General features: G+C 69.2%; 11 protein-coding genes, 3 tRNA genes and 4 pseudogenes. 11 read left to right on the top strand and 7 right to left on the bottom strand.

The genetic code is table 11. The features are described from left to right. Positions 1-103 precede the first annotated feature (103 nt). Complete coding sequence (locus H0I39_RS23700; RefSeq protein ID WP_308645771.1) at positions 104-3,373, top strand: UvrD-helicase domain-containing protein; 3,270 nt, start codon at positions 104-106, stop codon at positions 3,371-3,373. A gap of 510 nt (positions 3,374-3,883) precedes the next feature. Here H0I39_RS23700 and mepK read toward each other — a convergent pair. From mepK to H0I39_RS04750, 6 genes are all read right to left on the bottom strand, one after another. After that, on the bottom strand, positions 3,884-4,450 hold the full coding sequence (gene mepK, locus H0I39_RS04770) for a peptidoglycan L,D-endopeptidase MepK (protein WP_180549745.1): 567 nt from the start codon (positions 4,448-4,450) through the stop codon (positions 3,884-3,886). Positions 4,451-4,496: 46 nt separating this feature from the next. Next, positions 4,497-5,534 carry a L,D-transpeptidase family protein gene (locus tag H0I39_RS04765; protein ID WP_308645908.1) on the bottom strand — a complete coding sequence of 346 codons (1,038 nt, stop codon included), beginning with the start codon at positions 5,532-5,534 and terminating at the stop codon, positions 4,497-4,499. Next, on the bottom strand, positions 5,507-5,845 hold the full coding sequence (locus H0I39_RS21630; protein WP_257645991.1) for a L,D-transpeptidase scaffold domain-containing protein: 339 nt from the start codon (positions 5,843-5,845) through the stop codon (positions 5,507-5,509). The genes H0I39_RS04765 and H0I39_RS21630 overlap by 28 nt, the downstream gene beginning before the upstream one ends. Before the next feature lie 249 nt (positions 5,846-6,094). After that, positions 6,095-7,585, bottom strand: a complete 1,491-nt coding sequence (locus H0I39_RS04760) for an NAD-dependent succinate-semialdehyde dehydrogenase (protein ID WP_308645907.1) — start codon at positions 7,583-7,585, stop codon at positions 6,095-6,097. Positions 7,586-7,888: 303 nt separating this feature from the next. Then, positions 7,889-9,346 carry a cardiolipin synthase gene (gene cls, locus H0I39_RS04755; protein WP_180549744.1) on the bottom strand — a complete coding sequence of 486 codons (1,458 nt, stop codon included), beginning with the start codon at positions 9,344-9,346 and terminating at the stop codon, positions 7,889-7,891. Positions 9,347-9,351: 5 nt separating this feature from the next. After that, complete coding sequence (locus H0I39_RS04750) at positions 9,352-9,708, bottom strand: arsenate reductase (protein ID WP_180549743.1); 357 nt, start codon at positions 9,706-9,708, stop codon at positions 9,352-9,354. A 53-nt stretch (positions 9,709-9,761) separates the two neighbouring features. On the opposite strand from H0I39_RS04750, the pseudogene folC reads away from it, so the two are divergent. The 10 genes and pseudogenes from folC to H0I39_RS04705 all read left to right on the top strand — a co-directional run bounded on the left by folC (position 9,762) and on the right by H0I39_RS04705 (position 17,752). Beyond that, positions 9,762-11,061: pseudogene (gene folC / locus H0I39_RS04745) on the top strand (bifunctional tetrahydrofolate synthase/dihydrofolate synthase). A 10-nt stretch (positions 11,062-11,071) separates the two neighbouring features. Next, on the top strand, positions 11,072-12,088 hold the full coding sequence (locus H0I39_RS04740) for an SPOR domain-containing protein (protein WP_180549742.1): 1,017 nt from the start codon (positions 11,072-11,074) through the stop codon (positions 12,086-12,088). A 1-nt stretch (position 12,089) separates the two neighbouring features. Further along, a pseudogene (locus H0I39_RS21625) lies at positions 12,090-12,512 on the top strand (CvpA family protein); the annotation flags it as partial. Positions 12,513-12,626: 114 nt separating this feature from the next. Beyond that, complete coding sequence (gene purF / locus H0I39_RS04735; RefSeq protein ID WP_257645990.1) at positions 12,627-14,132, top strand: amidophosphoribosyltransferase; 1,506 nt, start codon at positions 12,627-12,629, stop codon at positions 14,130-14,132. 110 nt (positions 14,133-14,242) lie between these two features. Next, positions 14,243-15,465 (top strand): annotated as a pseudogene (locus tag H0I39_RS04730) (O-succinylhomoserine sulfhydrylase). Positions 15,466-15,509: 44 nt separating this feature from the next. Further along, positions 15,510-16,915: pseudogene (gltX, locus tag H0I39_RS04725) on the top strand (glutamate--tRNA ligase). Positions 16,916-16,964: 49 nt separating this feature from the next. Further along, positions 16,965-17,040 (top strand) — tRNA-Ala (locus H0I39_RS04720). A gap of 27 nt (positions 17,041-17,067) precedes the next feature. Continuing rightward, positions 17,068-17,143 (top strand) — tRNA-Glu (locus H0I39_RS04715). 47 nt (positions 17,144-17,190) lie between these two features. Further along, positions 17,191-17,267, top strand: a tRNA-Asp gene (locus H0I39_RS04710). 293 nt (positions 17,268-17,560) lie between these two features. Continuing rightward, positions 17,561-17,752 carry a hypothetical protein gene (locus H0I39_RS04705; RefSeq protein WP_180549740.1) on the top strand — a complete coding sequence of 64 codons (192 nt, stop codon included), beginning with the start codon at positions 17,561-17,563 and terminating at the stop codon, positions 17,750-17,752. 125 nt (positions 17,753-17,877) lie between these two features. Here the strand turns inward: H0I39_RS04705 and H0I39_RS04700 are convergent, their stop codons facing one another. Next, the gene (locus H0I39_RS04700) at positions 17,878-19,077 is read right to left on the bottom strand and encodes an ISNCY family transposase (protein ID WP_257645624.1); all 1,200 of its coding nucleotides are present in this window, start codon (positions 19,075-19,077) and stop codon (positions 17,878-17,880) included. Between the last annotated feature and the right edge of the window lie 69 nt (positions 19,078-19,146).

Below are 19,146 nucleotides of genomic sequence, written 5' to 3'. Positions count from 1 at the left end.
TCGGTTTTCGGGGGCTGTCCAATGAGCGCCCCCGCCTACGAACACAACGGCACCCTGCTCGCGCGACGCCTTCTACGCCATCGCCTGCGACCCGCGCCGCCACGTGGCGGTGGAGGCCTGCGCCGGCGCGGGCAAGACCTGGATGCTGGTGTCGCGCATCCTGCGCGCGCTGCTGGACGGCGCCGAGCCGCAGGAGATCCTGGCCATCACCTTCACCAAGAAGGCGGCGGGCGAGATGCGCCAGCGGCTGCAGGAATTGCTGGCCGACTTCGCGCGCCCGCGCGGCGACGAAACACCGGCGCAATGGCAGCAGCGTCTGCATGCCGAACTGGTTTCAAGAGGAATCGAGCCGCAGGTGGCTTCCAACCAGCGCGAGCAGCTACAAAATCTATATCAATCCGTGCTGGCCCACGGCCGCCCGGTGCAGATCCGCACCTTCCACAGCTGGTTCGCCGCGCTGTTGCGCAGCGCGCCGCTGCAGGCGCTGGCCGACCTGGGCCTGCCGGCCAGCTACGAACTGCTGGAAGACACCACCGACGCCGTCGCCGAGCTGTGGCGCCGCTGGCTGCCGCGCGTGGCGGCCGATGCCGGGCTGCGCGCCGACTACGCCGCGCTGGTGGCGCAACTCGGCCGCACCCGCGCGCACGAGGCGCTGGCCTCGGCGCTCGACAAGCGGGTCGAATTCACGCTGGCCGACGACGCCGGGCACGTGGAGGAGGCCGTGGCGCCGGCTGGCAAGGTGTACGCCGAATTCGCCGGCTTCGACCAGCCCTGCGACGCGTTGCTGGCCGAGGCCGCCATCGCCCGCTGGCAGGCGCGCGCCCGCGCGCTGGGCGCCGAATCGGCCAAGACGCCGCAGAAGGCTGCCGCCGCCATCATCGACGCGCTGGCGCTCGCCGATGCTGGCGAATGCTTGGCCGCGCTGCGCAAGGCCTGCTTCGTGGCGTCGGAGGATCGCCTGACCAAGCACCTGGAGAAGTTCGAGGCCGCGCAAGAGGCAGAAGCCGAATTGCAGCGTCTGCTGGCGGCGCAGAAGCAGCACCAGGCGCGCGTCTACCACCAGCGCCTCACGCGCCTCGCGCGCCCGCTGATCCATGAGTTTTCGCTCCTGAAACAAGAGCGCGGCTGGATCGACATGGGCGACATCGAGCGCGCCGCGCTCACGCTGCTGAGCGACGACGTGCTTTCCGGCTGGGTGCAGCAGAGGCTGGATGCGCGCGTGCGCCACCTGCTGATCGACGAGTTCCAGGACACCAACCCGCTGCAATGGCAGGCGCTGCACGCCTGGCTGCAAAGCTATGCCGGGGCGGGCGGCGGTGGCGAGGGGCCCAGCGTGTTCATCGTCGGCGATCCCAAGCAGAGCATCTACCGCTTCCGCCGCGCCGAGCCGCAGGTGTTCATCGCCGCGCAGCAGTTCATCACCGAGGGGCTGGGCGGCGACCTGCTGGCCTGCGACCACACGCGCCGCAACGCCCCCGCCGTGCTGGCCGCCGTCAACGCCGTGATGGGCCAGGCGCAGACCGTGGGCGACTACGCCGGTTTTCGCCCGCACACCACCGAATCGCCCGCCGCCACGGGTGGGCTGGCCGCCCTGCCGCTGATCGAGCGGCCCGAGAAAGTGCAGGACAGCGGCGACCTGCCTGCCTGGCGCGACAGTCTGACCGAGCCGCGTGAACTGCCGGAAGAGACCCTGATGACGCGGGAGGCCCAGCAGGCCGCGCACTGGCTGGCGGCGCAAATGGCCAGCGGCACGCCAGCGCGCGAGCTGATGGTGCTGGCGCGCAAGCGCGCGCCGCTCAGCGTGCTGCACGAAGAACTGCGGGCGCTGGGCATCGCCTGCGAGCAGCCCGAAGACCGCGTGCTGGGCCAGCTGCCCGCCGTGCGCGACGTGCTGGCGCTGGTCGACGCGCTGGTGTCGCCGGGGCACGACCTGTCGCTGGCACACGCGCTGCGCTCGCCGCTGTTCAACCTGTCGGACGAGGATCTGGTGCGCATTGCCCTCACCGTGCGTGCCGCACGCGAGGAACCTCCCTCGCCCCTCTGGGGAGAGGGTGGGGGTGAGGGGCCAGCAGCGCAACCTGCGCGCTCTGCCCGCCCGTCCTGGCTCGACGCACTACCAAAAACAGAGCTGCTCGCGCAGGATGCACAAGCGCTGCACGCCGATTTGATGCTGTACCAGGCTTGGCTGCTCAGCCTGCCTCCGCACGACGCGCTGCAGGCCATCTTCGACCACCGCGATGCCCTGGCCCGCTTTGCCGCCGCCGCGCCGCCGCCCGAGCGCGCCGCCACGCTGGCCGATCTGCGCGCGCTGCTGGCCGCCGCGCTGCAGGTGCAGGGCGGGCGCTTTCTGACGGCCTACCAGTGGCTGCGCGCGCTGCGCCGCCAGTCGCTGGCCGCGCCGCGCCCGGCGGTGCAGAACGCCGTGCGCCTGCTCACCGTGCACGGCGCCAAGGGGCTGGAGGCCGACACCGTGCTGCTGCTGCACAGCGCCGCCGCGCCCGAAGGCCGCGCCAACGGCCCGGCGGTGCTGATCGACTGGCCCGGCCAAGCCCGCGTGCCCACGCGCCTGGCCTTCCTCACCAGCGACAAGGCGGCCCCGCCCAGCCTGCACGACCTGGCCCAGCAGGAGGCCGACGCCCGCGCGCGCGAGGAGCTGAACGCGCTCTACGTGGCCATGACCCGCGCCCGCCACCGGCTGGTGCTGTCCGGCGTCACACCCTACCGCCAGCCGGCGTCCAGCTGGTGGCAGCGCCTGGCGCCGCTGGCCGAGCCGATCGAACCGGCACCTGCGCCGCTGGCTGGGACGGCGCAAGCTGCCACCACGTTCTTCATGCTGAATCTGCCTTCAGCGCTTGCTGGATCAGCGCAAGCAGCTCCTGAAAGCATAGTGATCGAAGCCGATCCCGCGGCGCCCACCGACGCCTCGCGCCTCGGCGAAGCCATGCACTGGCTGCTGGAGCACGCGGCCGACACCCCCACCGGCTGGCACGCCGAGCGCGTGGCGCAGGCCGTGCGCCGCTTTGCCGTCACCAACGCGCAGGCCGCGCGCGCCGAGGCACTGGCCCGTGCCATCCACACCGGCGAAGCCGCCTGGGCCTGGCGCGCCGACGAGGTGCTGGAGGCCTTCGACGAAGTGGAACTGACGCACCAGGGCCAGCGCCTGCGCATCGACCGCCTGGTGCGCCGCCGCGCCGGGCCGCACGGCGGCGAGGCGTGGTGGGTGCTGGATTACAAGAGCGCCACGCGGCCCGAGGACGACCCGCTGCTGCAGGCGCAGCTGGCGCAGTACCGCGCGGCGGTGGCGCGGCTGTACCCGGGCGCCGAGGTGCAGGCAGCGTTCCTGAGTGCGGATGGGCGGGTGACGCGGGTTTGAAGGGCCGCGGAAGCGAAGTGGGTGCGGCGGCGCGGCGCGGATCGGCTGCGTGCCGACTTCGTTGGATCAGCCGGTTCGGCCCGGGTGGGCGAGCGGGCTGGTGCGCGCAGGGGCGGTGATGAAGCTGCAGGTGGTCATCGCGGGCAAGCCCGCTCCCACAGGCATGGGGAGTTGGATACTCCCCATAGGGTCACCGCCAGCGCCCGTCTGACGGGCGCCAAAGACACATACTCCCTTGAACCTAGAAACGGCAGTTGACCGCTCGCTATCCTTGGGCAACCCGCATGAATGCTGACTTTCACGGCTTCGGTCGCGTTCACCTGTTGGGTGAGCGCGCTATGCACCCGATCGCACCGCGCTGGTCGCGCCATGCGGCGTTGCTCGTCCTCGCAGGCACGGGCCTGCCGCGTCCTCACGCCTTGCCTGACGCGCCCATCACGGCACGCTCGGGCGCATCCAACTGCCGTTTCTAGGTTGAATTGACGTATTGACCGCAGCCGGTCAAGCGGCTCAACCCCAGCTGCGCACGCGCCCCGTGTCGATGTGCACGAAGTCCTCGCGCGGGTAGAAGCCCACGCCGCCGGCCTTCAGGGCGATGGCGGCGTCGCGCAGGTCGGCCAGGGCCACGCCGGGCAGGCGCACGTCGATGGCCTTGCCGTCCATGTGCAGGCTGCGCCGGGCCACGCCGCCGCCGCGCGTGGTGCGCAGGGTTTCGTTGGTGGCCGGGCTGCGGTAGCCGGAGATGACGTGGAACGGCAGGTCGGTGCCCAGCTCGCGGCGCACGCGGTGCAGCACGTTGTAAAGCTCGGGGTCCATCTGGCCGACTTCGCCGGTGTAGTGGTCGCGCAGGAAGTGGTTCAGGTGCGTCAGCGCGGGCGGCAGGAAGTCGCTGCCGACGGCGTAGACCAGCGCCGTGCGCTCGCGCGTGTGCAGGTGGTTGAACGACAGGCGGCGCGCGTCGGCGGAGGTGGCGGGCGCGAAGGCGCGGGCGGCACCGGGCAGCAGCACGCTGGCCACGGCCACCTGGGCCACGCCCAGGCTGCGGCCGAGAAACTGGCGGCGATGGGGACTGTTCATGAAGGGCAAACCGATTGACAGGGCGCGGGGCGCGCCGGACAGCGGGTTATTCTGCCGCTATCGACTCCGCAGCGCCAGCGCGAGTGTGTAACGGGGGCGGCGCGGTGGGCGTTGTTTTGACCGAGGCCAAGCGCTGCGGGCGCGGCTGCTTCAGCGCCTGCTCCAGCAGCGCGTCCTGCCCGTACAGGTCGGGCACGAAGCGCAGCAAGCCGTCGTCGACCACGGCGGTCTGGTAGGTCAGCAGCACGGGCACGGGCTCGGCCAGGCGGGCGATGACCGGGCGCGGCAGGCCCATGGACTGGCGAATGCGCTCCTCGGTCCATTCGGGCTGGCCGTGCAGCACCCACAGGGCCAGCGCCACCGGCTCCTCGATGCGCACGCAGCCGTGGCTGAAGTCGCGCCGCGTGCGGTTGAAGAGACCCGTGGACGGCGTGTGGTGCAGGTAGATGTTCTGGTTGTTGGGCAGCATGAACTTGATGTCGCCCAGCGCGTTCTTCGGCCCCGGCCGCTGGCGGATGCGCTGCTGGCCGGCCAGCACGGCGGCCAGGTTCTCGGGCGTGACGGCCGTCGACACGCCGCCCGCGCCGACGAACTCCATGCCCTGCGAGGCCAGGTAGCCGGGGTTGGCGCGGATCTTGGGCACCGTCTCCTTGCGGGCGATGGAGGCGGGGATGTTCCAGTACGGGCTGAACTCGATCCACAGCATGTCCTCGTCGAACAGCGGCGTGCGTGTGTCGAGCGCCTTGCCGACGATGACGCGCATCTTCAGGTCTTCGCGCACGCTGCCGGCCTCGTGGCGCTGCGCGCGCAGCATGAACTCGGGCACGTTGACGCTGACGAAGCGCAGCGCCTCGGGCAGCGGCGTCAGGCGCAGGCGCTCCATGGCCAGGGCGATCTGGCGCGCGCGCGCGGCGGGCGGCACGGCCAGCGCGTCGAGCGTGGCCTTGCCGACCACGCCGTCGTCGGCCAGCGCATGGCGGCGCTGGAAGGCGCGCACGGCGTCCTGCAGTGTCGCGTCGTAGGTGTCGGCTACCGCGCTGCCGGCGGGCAGATCGCTCAGCGCCTGCAGGCGTTCCGCCAGCACGGGCAGGCCGGCCCAGCGCTGGCCGGGCTGCAGCTTGCCGCCGGGCAGGGCGGGCAGCCGGGCTTGCCAGGCGGGGTGGTCACCCAAGCCGCGGTAGTGCGCCAGCGCCTGCTGCAACTCGGCGTACTGCGGCCAGGGGGCAGGGCGGCGCGCTGGGCGTCGTGCACCTGGCCGCGCGCCAGGGCGTCGCGCAGGCTGGCGGCCAGGTCGGGCGCGGGGGCGGTGGCGCTGTCGTAGCGCGCCTGCACGCGCGCCGGGTCGGCCCGGCCATGGCGCAGGTCGCCCAGGTAGTCGAGCACGTGGCGCGTCAGGCGCTCGTCCAGCTGCGTGGCGGCGCCGGGCGGCAGGGCGTGGCGCTCGGCCTCGGCCAGCGCGGACGAGCTGCTGCGCGTCGTAGTCGGCGGGGCGCAGGCCTTGCTGCTCGGCGCTGGTCAGCCATTGCACGGCTTCGCGCGCGGCGGCGCGCGGGTGGCCGGCGTCGTCGAGCCACAGCGCGGCCTGCGCCCAGGGCGCGGCCAGCGCCAGCAGGCCGCAGGCGGCCCAGCGGCGCGTGTGCCGCGTCACTTGTGGATGTCGCCGATGCACAGGTACTTCATCTCCAGGTATTCGTCCAGGCCGTGGCTGGAGCCCTCGCGGCCCAGCCCGGACTGCTTGACGCCGCCGAAGGGCGCCTGCTCGACCGAGATGATGCCGGTGTTGATGCCGACGATGCCGTATTCCAGCGCCTCGCTCACGCGCGTGATGCGGCCGATGTCGCGGGCGTAGAAGTAGCTGGCCAGGCCGAAGATGGTGGCGTTGGCGGCGTCGATGGCTTCCTGCTCGGTCTTGAAGCGGAACACCGGCGCCAGCGGGCCGAAGGTTTCTTCGGTCGCCACCAGCATGTCGGCCGTGGCGTTGGCAATCACGGTGGGCTGGAAGAACTGGCCCTTCAGCTTCTCGCCGCCGGTCAGCACCTTGCCGCCTTTCTTGACGGCGTCGGCCACGTGCTTGCCCACTTTCTTCACGGCCGCGTCCTCGATCAGCGGGCCGATGGTCACGCCTTCGTCGAAACCGTTGCCGACCTTCATCTTCGCCACCTTGGCGGCCAGCTTCTTGACGAACTTGTCGTAGACGCCGTCCTGCGCGTACAGGCGGTTGGCGCACACGCAAGTCTGGCCGGCGTTGCGGTACTTGCTGGCGATGGCGCCTTCGACGGCGGCGTCGATGTCGGCATCGTCGAAGACGATGAAGGGTGCGTTGCCGCCCAGTTCCAGCGCCAACTTCTTCACCGTGGGCGCGCACTGCGCCATCAGGATGCGGCCGACCTCGGTGCTGCCGGTGAAGGACAGGTGGCGCACCGTGTCGCTATCGCACAGCACCTTGCCGATGGCCGGCGCGTCGGTGCCGATGATGACGTTGATCACGCCCGCCGGCACGCCCGCGCGCACCGCCAGTTCGGCCGCGGCCAGCGCGGTCAGCGGCGTCAGCTCGGCCGGCTTGATGACCACCGGGCAGCCGGCGGCCAGCGCCGGGGCCACCTTGCGCGTGATCATGGCCAGCGGGAAGTTCCACGGCGTGATGGCGGCGCACACGCCGATCGGCTGGCGCAGCACGGCCAGGCGCTTGGTGGGGTCGGAGGTCTGCAGGGTTTCGCCATGGGCGCGTTTGGCCTCTTCGGCAAACCACTCGACGAAGCTGGCGCCGTAGGCCACTTCGCCCTTGGCCTCGGGCAGGGGCTTGCCCTGCTCGGCCGTCATGATGCGGCCCAGGTCGTCCTGGTTGGCCATCAGCAGCTGGAACCACTTCATCAGGATGGCGTGGCGCTGCTTGGCGGTGAGGGCGCGCCAGGCGGGCCAGGCGGCGTTGGCGGCGGTGATGGCGGCTTTGGTTTCCTTCGGCCCCAGGTCGGCCACGTCGGCTAATTTTGAGCCGGTGGCCGGGTCGATGACGTCGAAGCGTGCCTTGCCCTTGACCCATTGGCCGTCGATCAGGCCGTCGGTCTTCAGCAGGGTGGGGTCTTTCAGCAGCGCGAGGGGCTGGCGGCGGCGTCCATGGGTGTCTCCTTGATTGATCGAAACGATTGTAGGCAGCGCGTGGCGCGGCGGCGGCGCCGGGGTGGCTTTCAGCACGGTCTGGCCTGGTGGGCCACGGCCCGCGGAAGGCCAAACAGGCGATAGCCATTTGGCGCCAATATGCGGTATGTAAAAATAGCTGCTTGCGCCTGTTAATCGGGCACTGGAGCCATTTTTTGACATCCAAAAATTTAAGACGTCCCCCACCGGCATTCAGTTCAGTAGGGCGGAACCTCCGCAGGAGATTCCGCCATCTGCGTATCGGTCATGACCCTGCGGCGGAATCGCTGGCGCGGTTCCACCCTACAGCAAGGGCGAACCCAGCCGCGCCACCGCCTCGAACAGCCGCTGGTGCGGCGGCGACTGGCGGCCTGCCGGCACCAGCTTGCATTGCGACAGGTCGTCGTCGAACATGGCGGCCAGTCGCTGGTTGAAGTCGCGCTCGATCACCACCGCCATCACCTCGAAGTTGAGCCGGAAGCTGCGGTTGTCGAAGTTGGCGCTGCCGACCATGCCGTACAGCTGGTCCACCAGCAGCGTCTTGGCGTGGAACATGCGGCCGCGGTATTCGAACACCAGCACGCCAGCGTCCTGCAACTCCTTGAAGTACGAGCGCGCGGCGGCGGTGACGATGCGCGAATCGCTCATCTCCGGCACGATCAGCTTGACCTGCACGCCGCGCAGCGCCGCGTTGGTCAGCGCCGTCAGCGCCGATTCGGTGGGCACGAAGTAGGGCGTGGCCAGCCACACGCGCTCGCGCGCCAGGTTCAGCGCGTCGATCATGGCGCGGTGGATGGCCTCCATGTCTGAATCAGGACCCGAGGTGACGATCTGCACCGGCACCAGGCCGGGCGCCTGGGCGGGCAGCAGGTCTTCGTCGGGCGCGGGCGGCGGGCCTTCGGCGTAGTGCCAGTCCTTGAGGAACACGTACTGCAGCCAGCGCACCGCGCCGCCGCGGATCAGCAAATGCGTGTCGCGGTAGGCGCGGTCGGGGCGCACCTGCTCGTTGCCGTCGTCGTTGACGTTGATGCCGCCGACGAAGCCGGTGCGCCCGTCCACCACCACGATCTTGCGGTGCGTGCGCAGGTTGACCAGCGGGCGCAGGCGGTCCAGCCGCGTGGGGTGGAACACGGCGAACTCGCCGCCGGCGTCGCGGTATTCATTCAGCCGCGCGCGGTGCCGGCGCGACAGCAGCTTGGGCGAGCCGATGGCATCGACCAGCAGGCGCACCTTCACGCCCTGGCGCGCCTTGGCAGCCAGCGCGCGCAGCAGGCGGGTGCCGGTTTCGTCGGGCTCGAAGATGTAGTACTCGAGGTGGATGTGGCCGCGCGCGCCGTCGATGGCGTGCAGCAGCGCCTCCAGCGTGGCGCCGCCGCTGGGCAGGATGTCGACGCTTTGCGCGCTCGACATCGGCAGGCCGCAGGCGGCGTCGATCAGCTGCGCGTGCTGCTGCGCCCACAGCGGCGCATGCGTGTGCTCGGCGCGCAGCGCGCTCAGGTCTTCCTTCGACATCAGCGCGGCCTTCTTGTGCCAGCGCTTGAGGCGCTGGCGCTTGATGCGCTGCGGGCCGAAGTAGGCGTACACCACCAGCCCGACCACCGGCATCAGGTTCAGCACCATGATCCACGCCAGCGTGGACACGGGCGATTTGCGCTGCAGGATGATCCAGGTGGTGAGGACGACGCTGGAGAGGGTCCAGGTCCAGCCGAGCCAGAAGGTCCAGGGGTGGCCGGCGATCAGCAGCCGCGGCAGCTCGTCCATGGGGCTCAGCCCAGGCGGCGCGCCCAGTCGTCGGCCGCAAAGCCCACGGTGACGGCGCCATCGGCCCACTCGACCACTGGGCGCTTGATGGCGCTGGCTTCGCGCGCCAGCAGGGCGGCGGCGCTGGCGCCGTCCTGCACGGCGGCCTGCGCGGCCGGGTCGAGCTTGCGCCAGGTGGTGCCCTGGCGGTTCAGCACCTTCTGCCAGCCCACGGCGTCGATCCAGCGCGCCAGGTGGTCGGCGGGCACGCCCTGCTTCTTGAAGTCGTGAAAGCGCACCTCGGCGCCGCGCTCGGCCAGCCAGGCGCGCGCCTTCTTCACGGTGTCGCAGTGGGGGATGCCGTACAGGGTGATGCTGGCCATGGCGCGGCATCATGCCACGCGGCGCGGGCCGCTCGGTGACAATCCATGACGCAATGAAAACCCTCGACGACTGGCTCGCCCACTGCGAGCGCCTGCACCCCAAACCATCGAACTCGGCCTGGAGCGCGTGCGCACGGTGGCCCAGCGCATGCGGCTGGGCTTCGACTGCCCGGTGTTCACCGTGGCCGGCACCAACGGCAAGGGCTCCACCTGCGCCATGCTGGAGGCGATCCTGCTGGAGGCCGGTTTTCGCACCGGCGTCTACACCTCGCCGCACCTGGTGCGCTTCGAGGAGCGCTGCCGCATCCGCGGCGAGTCGGCGGATGCTTCTGAATTAGTAGCATCCTTCGCCGTGGTGGAGAGCGCCAGGGGCGATATTTCCCTCACGTACTTCGAGTTCACCACGCTCGCCATCCTGCACGTGCTGGCGCGTGCGGGGCTGGACGCGGTGGTGCTCGAGGTCGGCCTGGGCGGCCGGCTCGACGCGGTGAACATCATTGACACCGACTGCGCCATCATCACCAGCATCGATGTCGACCACACCGAACTGCTGGGCCACACGCGCGAGCAGATCGGGCTGGAGAAGGCCGGCATCCTGCGCACCTGCCGCCCGGCGATCGTCAGCGACCCGGTGCCGCCGCAAAGCGTGCTGGACCGCGCGCGCGAGATCGACGCCGACTTGTGGCTGCTGGGGCGCGACTACAACTACAGCGGCGACCAGCAGCAGTGGGCCTGGGCCGGGCGCGGCCGGCGCTACGCCGGGCTGGCCTACCCGGCGCTGCGCGGCGCCAACCAACTGATCAACGCGGCGGGCGTGCTGGCCGCGCTGGAGGCCATGCGCCCGCGCCTGCCGGTGACGGCGCAGGCGGTGCGCAACGGGCTGGCGCTGGTCGAGCTGCCGGGGCGCTTTCAGGTGGTGCCCGGCCAGCCCGCGCTGGTGCTGGACGTGGCGCACAACCCCATTCGGCCGCCGCGCTGGCGCTGAACCTGGACGCCATGGGCTTCTACCCCACCACGCATGCCGTGTTCGGCGCCATGGCCGACAAGGACCTGGCGCCCATGCTGGCGCGCATGGATCCGCTCATCGATCGCTGGTACTTCACCGACCTGCCCACGCCCCGCGCCGCCAGCGGCGCCGCGCTGCAGGCCGCCTGGCAGGCGCTGACGCAGCGCAAGGACGCCGCCAGCGCCGTGTTCGACAACCCCATGGCGGCCCTGCGCGCCGCCGAGGCGCAGGCGCAGGCCACAGATAGAATCGTCGTCTTCGGATCGTTCTACACCGTCGGCGGCGTGCTGGAGCACGGCGTTCCCCGCTTGCACGCCGGCCAGCCCGGCTCTGACGCGGTCGGCTGACGCAGGATTTATGGCATTTTTCAAGTTCCGCCAGCGCGGCCAGCCCCAGCCCGAACCCACCGGACGCGGCCGCGGCCGGGGCAAGGAACCGGCCGCGGCCGGCCCCCAGGACAGCATCGACAGCATGCGCCGCCGCGCGCGGCACCGCCTGGTGGGCGCCGCCGTGCTGGTGCTGCTGGCCATCATCGGCTTTCCGCTGCTGTTCGACACCCAGCCGCGCCCGGTGGCCGTGAACGCGCCCATTACCATCCCCGACAAGGACCAGGTGGCGCCGCTCACCATTCCCGAGCCGGTGTCGGCCGACGCCAGCCTGGACGAGCGCGAGGAAGTGGTCACGTCCGGCCCTGCCGCGCGCGACAGCAAGCCGGCCGCGGCCCCGTTGGCGCCGCCCGCGCGCAGCCAGCCGCCCGCAGCGGCGCGCGACCCCAAGCCCGACACCAAGCCCGACACCGCCGCCGAAGCCCTTGCCAAGGCCGATGCCGCCGCCAAGGCCAAGGCCGACGAAGCTGCCCGCGCCCAGGCGCAGGCCGAAGCCCGCGGCAGGCGTGAGGAAGAGGCCCGGGCCCAGCGCGACGAGGAGCGCGCCAAGGCCGCCCAGGCACGCCGCGACGAGGAGCAGGCCAGGGCGCAGGCGCAGGCCAGGCGCGAGCAGGACGCGCGCGCCAAGGAGCAGCAAGAGGCCCGCGCCAAGCGCGAGGCCGAGCAGCGCGCCAAGCGTGAAGAAGCCGCCCGTGCCCGTGCCCTGCTGGAAGGCCGCAGCCCCGCCGCCGCGCAGCCGGCCGCGGCGGCAACCCAGGGCGGGCGCTTCATCGTGCAGGTGGGCGCCTTTGCCGACGACGCGGCGGTGCGCGAAGCGCGCCAGAAGGCCGAGCGCGCCGGTGTGCGCACCTACACCCAGGTGGTCAACACCAAGGATGGCAAGCGCACCCGCGTGCGCGTCGGCCCCTTCGGCAGCCGTGAGGAGGCCGACAAGGCCGCCGCCACGCTGAAGAAGGCCGGCCTGGCGGGCGCCGTGCTGGCGCTCTGACATGACCCTGTCCGCCATCGACTGGCTGGCGCTGTTCGTGGTGGTGGCATCGCTGCTGCTGGGCCTGTGGCGCGGCCTGCTGTATGAAGTGCTGGCGCTGGCCGGCTGGGTGATCGCCTTCCTGGCGGCGCGCTGGGCCGCGCCGGTGGTGGGCGGCTGGCTGCCCATGGGTGAATCGTCCGAGCCGCTGCGCTACGCCGCCGGCTTCGCCCTGGTGTTCATCGCCACCGCCTTCCTGTGCGGCGCGCTGGCCACGCTGGCGCGCCGGGCGGCCAAGGCCATCGGCATGCGGCCGGTGGACCGCTTCTTCGGTGCCCTGTTCGGCGTGCTGCGCGGCGTGCTGATGCTGCTGGTGCTGGCCGCGCTGGTGCTGATGACGCCGCTGCGCGACGAGCCCTGGTGGCGCCAGTCGCTCAGCGCACCGTGGCTGGAAACGGCCCTGGCGCAACTGCACCCTGGCTGCCCGCGGGCTTCGGCAAATACCTCTCGGCGTGACAATACGGGTTTCGCCTTTCACACACTTTCAGGATCGCAAACCATGTGCGGCATCGTCGGCGTTGTCAGCAACGCACCCGTCAACCAGCTGATCTACGACGCGCTGCTGCTGCTGCAGCACCGCGGGCAGGACGCGGCCGGCATCGTCACGCAGCAGGACCGCAAGTTCTTCATGCACAAGGCCAAGGGCATGGTGCGCGACGTGTTCCGCACCCGCAACATGCGCGCGCTGCCCGGTAACAGCGGCCTGGGCCAGGTGCGCTACCCCACGGCGGGCGACGCCAACAGCGAGGAAGAGGCGCAGCCCTTCTACGTCAACGCGCCGTTCGGCATCGTGCTGGTGCACAACGGCAACCTGACCAACGCCGCCGCGCTGAAGACCGAGCTGTTCACCACCGACCACCGCCACATCAACACCGAGAGCGACTCGGAGGTGCTGCTGAACGTGCTGGCGCACGAACTGGAGGGCGCCACGCGCGGCAATGCGCTGGGGCCGGACGAGGTGTTTGCCGCCGTGGCGGCCGTGCACCGGCGCATCCGCGGCTCCTACGCCGTCATCGCCCACATCGCCGGGCGCGGCATGCTGGCCTTCCGCGATCCGTACGGCATCCGCCCGCTCTGCATGGGGCGCGGGCCGGACGGCACGGTGATGCTGGCCAGCGAAAGCGTGGCGCTGGAAGGCACGGGCTTCACGCCCGAGCGCGATGTGGCGCCCGGCGAAGCGATATACGTCACGCTGGACGGCACCATGCACACGCGCCAGTGCGCCGCCAAGACGCAGCTGTCGCCGTGCATCTTCGAATACGTGTACCTGGCGCGGCCCGATTCGGTGCTCGACGGCATCTCGGTCTACCAGGCGCGCCTGAACCTGGGCAAGACGCTGGCGCAGCGCGTGGTCTCCGCCGTGCCGCCGAGCGAGATCGACGTGGTGATCCCGATCCCCGAATCCAGCCGCCCCAGCGCCACCGAGCTGGCGCAGCTGATCGGCAAGCCTTACCGCGAAGGCTTCGTGAAGAACCGCTACGTGGGCCGCACCTTCATCATGCCGGGGCAGGGCGTGCGCAAGAAATCGGTACGCCAGAAGCTGAACGCCATCACCAGCGAATTCGCCGGGCGCAACGTGCTGCTGGTCGATGATTCCATCGTGCGCGGCACCACCAGCAAGGAGATCGTGCAGATGGCGCGCGAGGCCGGCGCGCGCAAGGTCTACATGGCCAGCGCCGCGCCGCCGGTGCGCTACCCCAATGTGTACGGCATAGACATGCCGACCAAGGAAGAGCTGGTGGCCAACGGCCGCACCATCGAGGAAGTGCGCCAGATCATCGGCGCCGACGCGCTGATCTACCAGGACGTCGATGCCATGAAGCGCGCCGTGGGCGAGCTGAACCCGGCGGTGAAGGGCTTCGACGCTTCGTGCTTCGACGGCGTGTACGTCACCGGCGACATCACCGACGGCGACATCGACCGCATGAACCAGCAGCGCGTGAAGACGGGCGATGACGACATGGACACCTCGCGGCTGGCACTGCCCAATTCCACCGAAACCTGATGCTATTGATTGAGGAGCTGGCTGCGCTTGCTATAAAACGATTTCAGATATGAATCCATCTGAAATGACCTGATGACAGGCGCAAGCAGCTACAAAAACAAGAGTTACCGATGAACCCTGACAAACCCCTGCCTGAAGGCCTGCACCCCGACACGCTGGCCGTGCGCGTGGGCATCGACGCCAGCCCGTACGGCGAGAACTCCGAGGCGCTGTACCTCACCAGCTGCTTCGTGCAGCCCGATGCCGCCACCTCGGCGCGCCGCTTCGCCAACGAGGAAGACGGCTACACCTACAGCCGCACCAGCAACCCCAGCGTGACCGCGTTCGAGCGCCGCCTGGCCGCGCTGGAAGGCGCCGAGGCGGCCATCGGCACGGCCAGCGGCATGTCCGCCATCCTGCTGATGGGCATGGGCCTGCTGAAGGCCGGCGACCACGTGGTCTGCTCGCGCTCGGTCTTCGGCAGCACCATGAAGCTGTTCGGCAGCGAATTCGCCAAGTTCGGCGTCGAGACCACCTTTGTCTCGCAGACCGACGTGGCCGAATGGCGCGCGGCGCTCAAGCCGAATACGAAACTGCTGTTCGCCGAAACGCCTACCAACCCGCTGACCGAGGTGTGCGACATCGCTGCGCTGGCCGCGCTGGCGCACGACGCCGGCGCGCTGCTGGCGGTGGACAACTGCTTTGCCACGCCGGTGCTGCAAAAGCCGCTGGCGCTGGGGGCTGATGTGGTCATCCACTCGGGCACCAAGTTCCTCGACGGCCAGGGCCGCGTGATGGCCGGCGCGCTGTGTGCCTCGCAGAAGCTGATCGACGAGGTGTTCGCGCCGCTGATCCGCACCACCGGTCAGGTGCTGGCGCCGTTCAACGCCTGGGTGGTGCACAAGGGGCTGGAGACGCTGGCCGTGCGCGTGCGCGCGCAAAGCGCCAACGCGCTGCAGATTGCGCAGTGGCTTGAATCGCACCCCGCCGTCGACCGCGTGTTCTACCCCGGCCTGCCGTCGCACCCGCAGCACGCGCTGGCCATGGCCCAGCAGGGCGGCGTGGGCGGCGCGGTGATCGCGTTCAGCGTCAAGGGTGCATCGCCCGAGCAGCAGCGCGCCCGCGCCTTCCACGTGCTCGACTCGGCGCGCGTGTGCAGCCTGGCCACCAACCTGGGCGACGTGAAGACGCTCATCTGCCACCCTGCCAGCACCTCGCACGGCCGCCTGACCGAGGCGCAGCGCCAGGCCGCCGGCGTGGTGCAGGGCTGATCCGCCTGGCCGTGGGGCTCGAGCACCCGGCCGACATCCAGGCCGACCTGGCGCGTGGCCTGGATGATTGCGATAACTATTGAATTGATAGCTGCTTGCGCTTGCTGCACAAGCGCTGAATGCCGAAATGACCGATAAACCTGTTTCCGCGCCGCGCGTGCGTACCCGCTTCGCCCCATCGCCCACCGGCTTCATCCACCTGGGCAACATCCGCTCGGCGCTGTATCCGTGGGCCTTCGCCCGCGCGCAGGGCGGCGACTTCATTCTGCGCATCGAAGACACCGACCTGGAGCGCTCCACGCAGGCCGCGGTCGACGTGATCATCGAAGGCATGGCCTGGCTCGGCCTTGACCACGACGAGGGGCCGTATTACCAGATGCAGCGCATGAACCGCTACAAGGAAGTGCTGGCCCAGATGCAGGCCGCCGGCTACGTCTACCCCTGCTACATGAGCGTGGAAGAACTCGACGCCCTGCGCGAGCGCCAGATGGCCGCCAGGCAGAAACCGCGCTATGACGGCACCTGGCGCCCCGAGCGCGACAAGCAGCTGCCGCCCGTGCCCGAAGGCGTGCAGCCCGTGCTGCGCTTTCGCAACCCGCAGGGCGGCGTGGTGGCGTGGGACGACAAGGTCAAGGGCCGCATCGAGATCAGCAACGACGAGCTGGACGATCTGGTCATCGCCCGGCCCGATGGCACGCCCACCTACAACTTCTGCGTCGTGGTCGACGACATCGACATGAAGATCACCCACGTGATCCGCGGCGACGACCACGTGAACAACACGCCGCGCCAGATCAACATCTTCCGCGCCCTCGGCCACGAGCCGCCGGTGTACGCGCACCTGCCCACCGTGCTGAACGAGCGGGGCGAGAAGATGAGCAAGCGCAACGGCGCCAAGCCTGTCACGCAATACCGCGACGAGGGCTACCTGCCCGACGCCATGGTCAACTACCTGGCGCGCCTGGGCTGGAGCCACGGCGACGACGAGATCTTCAGCCGCGTGCAGTTCCTGGAGTGGTTCGACCTCGATCACCTCGGCCGCAGCGCCGCCCAGTTCGACGAGGCCAAGCTGCGCTGGGTCAACGCCCAGCACCTGAAGGCCATGGACGACGATGCGCTGGCGCCGCTGGTTGCCGAGCAGCTGCAGAAGCGCGGCATCGCCGCCGACGAGCGCCTGCCCGCCATCTGCGGTTTGTTCAAGGACCGCTGCGACACCACTGTGGCCCTGGCCGACTGGGCGCAGGCTTATTACGCGGACGTCACGCCCAGCGCCGACGACCTGGCCAAGCACGTCACCGACGCCGTGAAGCCGGCCGTCGCGGCACTGCGCGACAGGCTGGCCGCCGCCGACTGGACCACACCTGCCATCACCGCCGCCATCAAGGACACGCTGGCCGAGCACGGCCTGAAGATGCCGCAACTGGCCATGCCGGTGCGCGTGCTGGTCATGGGCACGCCGCAGACCCCTCGGTCGACGCCATGCTGGCGTTGCACCGGCGCGAAATAGTTTTGTCACGCTTGCAGAACGTTTGATTTCCAGCATATAATGCAAGGCTCGACACCCACACGGGGAAACTCGAACGGGGGTATAGCTCAGCTGGGAGAGCGCTTGCATGGCATGCAAGAGGTCAGCGGTTCGATCCCGCTTACCTCCACCAAGGTTGTCGAAGAAGATTCTAGGTTTTGACCCTATCGTCTAGAGGCCTAGGACACCACCCTTTCACGGTGGGTACCGGGGTTCGAATCCCCGTAGGGTCGCCAAGTTTGGCTGCACTTGGCTCGCAAGAGCACAACGCAGCTGCCGACGCGGAGTGGTAGTTCAGTCGGTTAGAATACCGGCCTGTCACGCCGGGGGTCGCGGGTTCGAGTCCCGTCCACTCCGCCAATCGACAAAGGAAAACGGGCCTTCGCGGCCCGTTTTTTCTTTCTACCCATCACTTTACCCGTCGGCGAGGATGGCACGTTGTGACGCGTCGTGAGTCACTGCGTCTGATGGGTTGTGCTGGTGTTTGCTGCGCAGCCGGAGTTTTGCCGGCCCTTAAGTCAACGTGAACCACAGGCTGGTTGCAGCCATGCGGTTCTCGGAAATTGACAGTAATTGTCGCAAGCTGACAAACTTATGCTCATCCAGGTAGGAATTGAGACGCCCCTCGGTCTTTCGCTGACAATTCTGGCTCTATGCCGCTTGAGATTGCCTTTCAGACGAGGGAACTGCGCGCCACCTGTGAAAGTCCGGCGAGGGCGAAGCGGGAGCTTGGTGAGCTAGGAAGTAAAGCGCTGCGCCGAGTGCTGGCAGACATGAACGCAGTTGAAACTGTCGCAGAACTGTTTGATATGGGGCTCGAAATCGACAATGTCAGCAGTAAATAGAACTGTCCGGTTTGGCAGCAAGTAGATTGTCCGCTTTGACTTGATGTGATGGTGCTGGCAGCCAAGCTGCGAAGGGCGCAGCCCGAAGCGGCTTGGCTGCCAGCACGCGATGGGTCAAGGCGAGCTCATGCGGCCAGCCGCTGCACCTCCTTGTCCCGCGTTGGTTTGCCTTGGGCATCGAAGCTTGCCAGCCTGCGAGGGCCATGAAAGATCGCCAGCGTGGCGTCCACATAGCGGTGCACGCGCACCCGGGTGCGCACGTAGTGGTAGCGGAACTCATCGGCCGCAATCTGCAGACTCAGACCTGCAAACGCCACGCAGTTGTCATTGCCCACGGTGCGCTCGTGTTGCTCACACAAGATGTCGGGCAGGCTGCCGCTGATGAAGGGCACATAGGCCGTGCCCGGCAACGTGCTGGACACACCAAATTCGGCGTTGTGGCTGGCTCGGTAGACCTCCTCCAGGTAGCGGTTGGCGTTGTCCATATCGGTGATCCCGGCACGGGCCAACTCCTGCGGCAGACGCCCCTGATGGGTCTGGAACGCCCGCTCGCTTCTGCCACGCGCCTCGGGCGAGTAGGCCGCAATGTGCTCGATACCAAGTTGCTTGAGCGCGCGCCCGACCTCAGTCAGGTGCGCCTTGTCAACCTTGCCGCCTGCCTCGGGCGTGGTGAAGTAGTGACTGCCCCGGTCGGTGTACAGGCTGGCAAAGAGGCCATAGCGTGCGATCGTCTGGCCGATGCCGTGAAAGCTCGACGCTGTGCCCTCCTGGTGACAGAAGAACATGCTGGTGTGCTCGCCGGTGGCGTCATCCAGGGTCACCACCAGGTCCCAGACGTGGGCGGGCACCCAGCGGTGGGTGCTGGCGTCCTGGTGCATGAGCATGCCCGCCAGCGGGGCTCGTTCGCGCTTGATGCGGTGGGTGCCCCGTCGTTTGGAGGCCTTGACCACCCCAGCGCCCTGCAGCACGCTCTTGAGCCAGCTGTAGCTGCGTGCACCGCCACACTCGGCTTTGTACTTGGTGTGAAAGTGCGCCACGTTCCAGCCGGCAAACCCACTTTTGTAGAGTGCCACCACGTGGTCCACCTCCGCTGCGCTGGCACGGCGTTTGGAGATCTGGCTGAGTCGCTTGTCCAACAGCCCGTCCAGGCCGTCGGCTTGGTAGCGTTCAATGTGACGGCGAAAGCTGCGTTCGCACTGCCCCAGCAGCAAGGCCGCTTCGGCCTGGGTCAGTCGCCCTTGTGTCCAGCCTTCCAAGGCTTCTGTGAATCTCATCTTCCGGTTCTCCTGCATGTAGCGGGCCCGGCTCATGGGGGCGTGTTGCATCGCTCCTCCATAAACCGGACAGATTACTTGCTACGAACCGGACAACTCATTTACTGCTGACAGGGCTCG

This window comes from Ottowia beijingensis (assembly GCF_013423955.1).
Lineage (GTDB): Bacteria > Pseudomonadota > Gammaproteobacteria > Burkholderiales > Burkholderiaceae_C > Ottowia > Ottowia beijingensis.
The sequence above is the reverse complement of the archived record's forward strand: the minus strand, read 5'-3'. Positions and strand labels throughout refer to the sequence as shown.

Coding starts and splice junctions, on each gene's coding strand:
- mepK (WP_180549745.1), bottom strand. CDS start 4,450: ATGAACAGTCCCCATCGCCGCCAGTTTCTCGGCCGCAGCCTGGGCGTG.
- cls (WP_180549744.1), bottom strand. CDS start 9,346: ATGGACGAGCTGCCGCGGCTGCTGATCGCCGGCCACCCCTGGACCTTC.
- H0I39_RS04750 (WP_180549743.1), bottom strand. CDS start 9,708: ATGGCCAGCATCACCCTGTACGGCATCCCCCACTGCGACACCGTGAAG.
- H0I39_RS04740 (WP_180549742.1), top strand. CDS start 11,072: ATGGCATTTTTCAAGTTCCGCCAGCGCGGCCAGCCCCAGCCCGAACCC.
- purF (WP_257645990.1), top strand. CDS start 12,627: ATGTGCGGCATCGTCGGCGTTGTCAGCAACGCACCCGTCAACCAGCTG.
- H0I39_RS04705 (WP_180549740.1), top strand. CDS start 17,561: ATGCCGCTTGAGATTGCCTTTCAGACGAGGGAACTGCGCGCCACCTGT.
- H0I39_RS04700 (WP_257645624.1), bottom strand. CDS start 19,077: ATGCAACACGCCCCCATGAGCCGGGCCCGCTACATGCAGGAGAACCGG.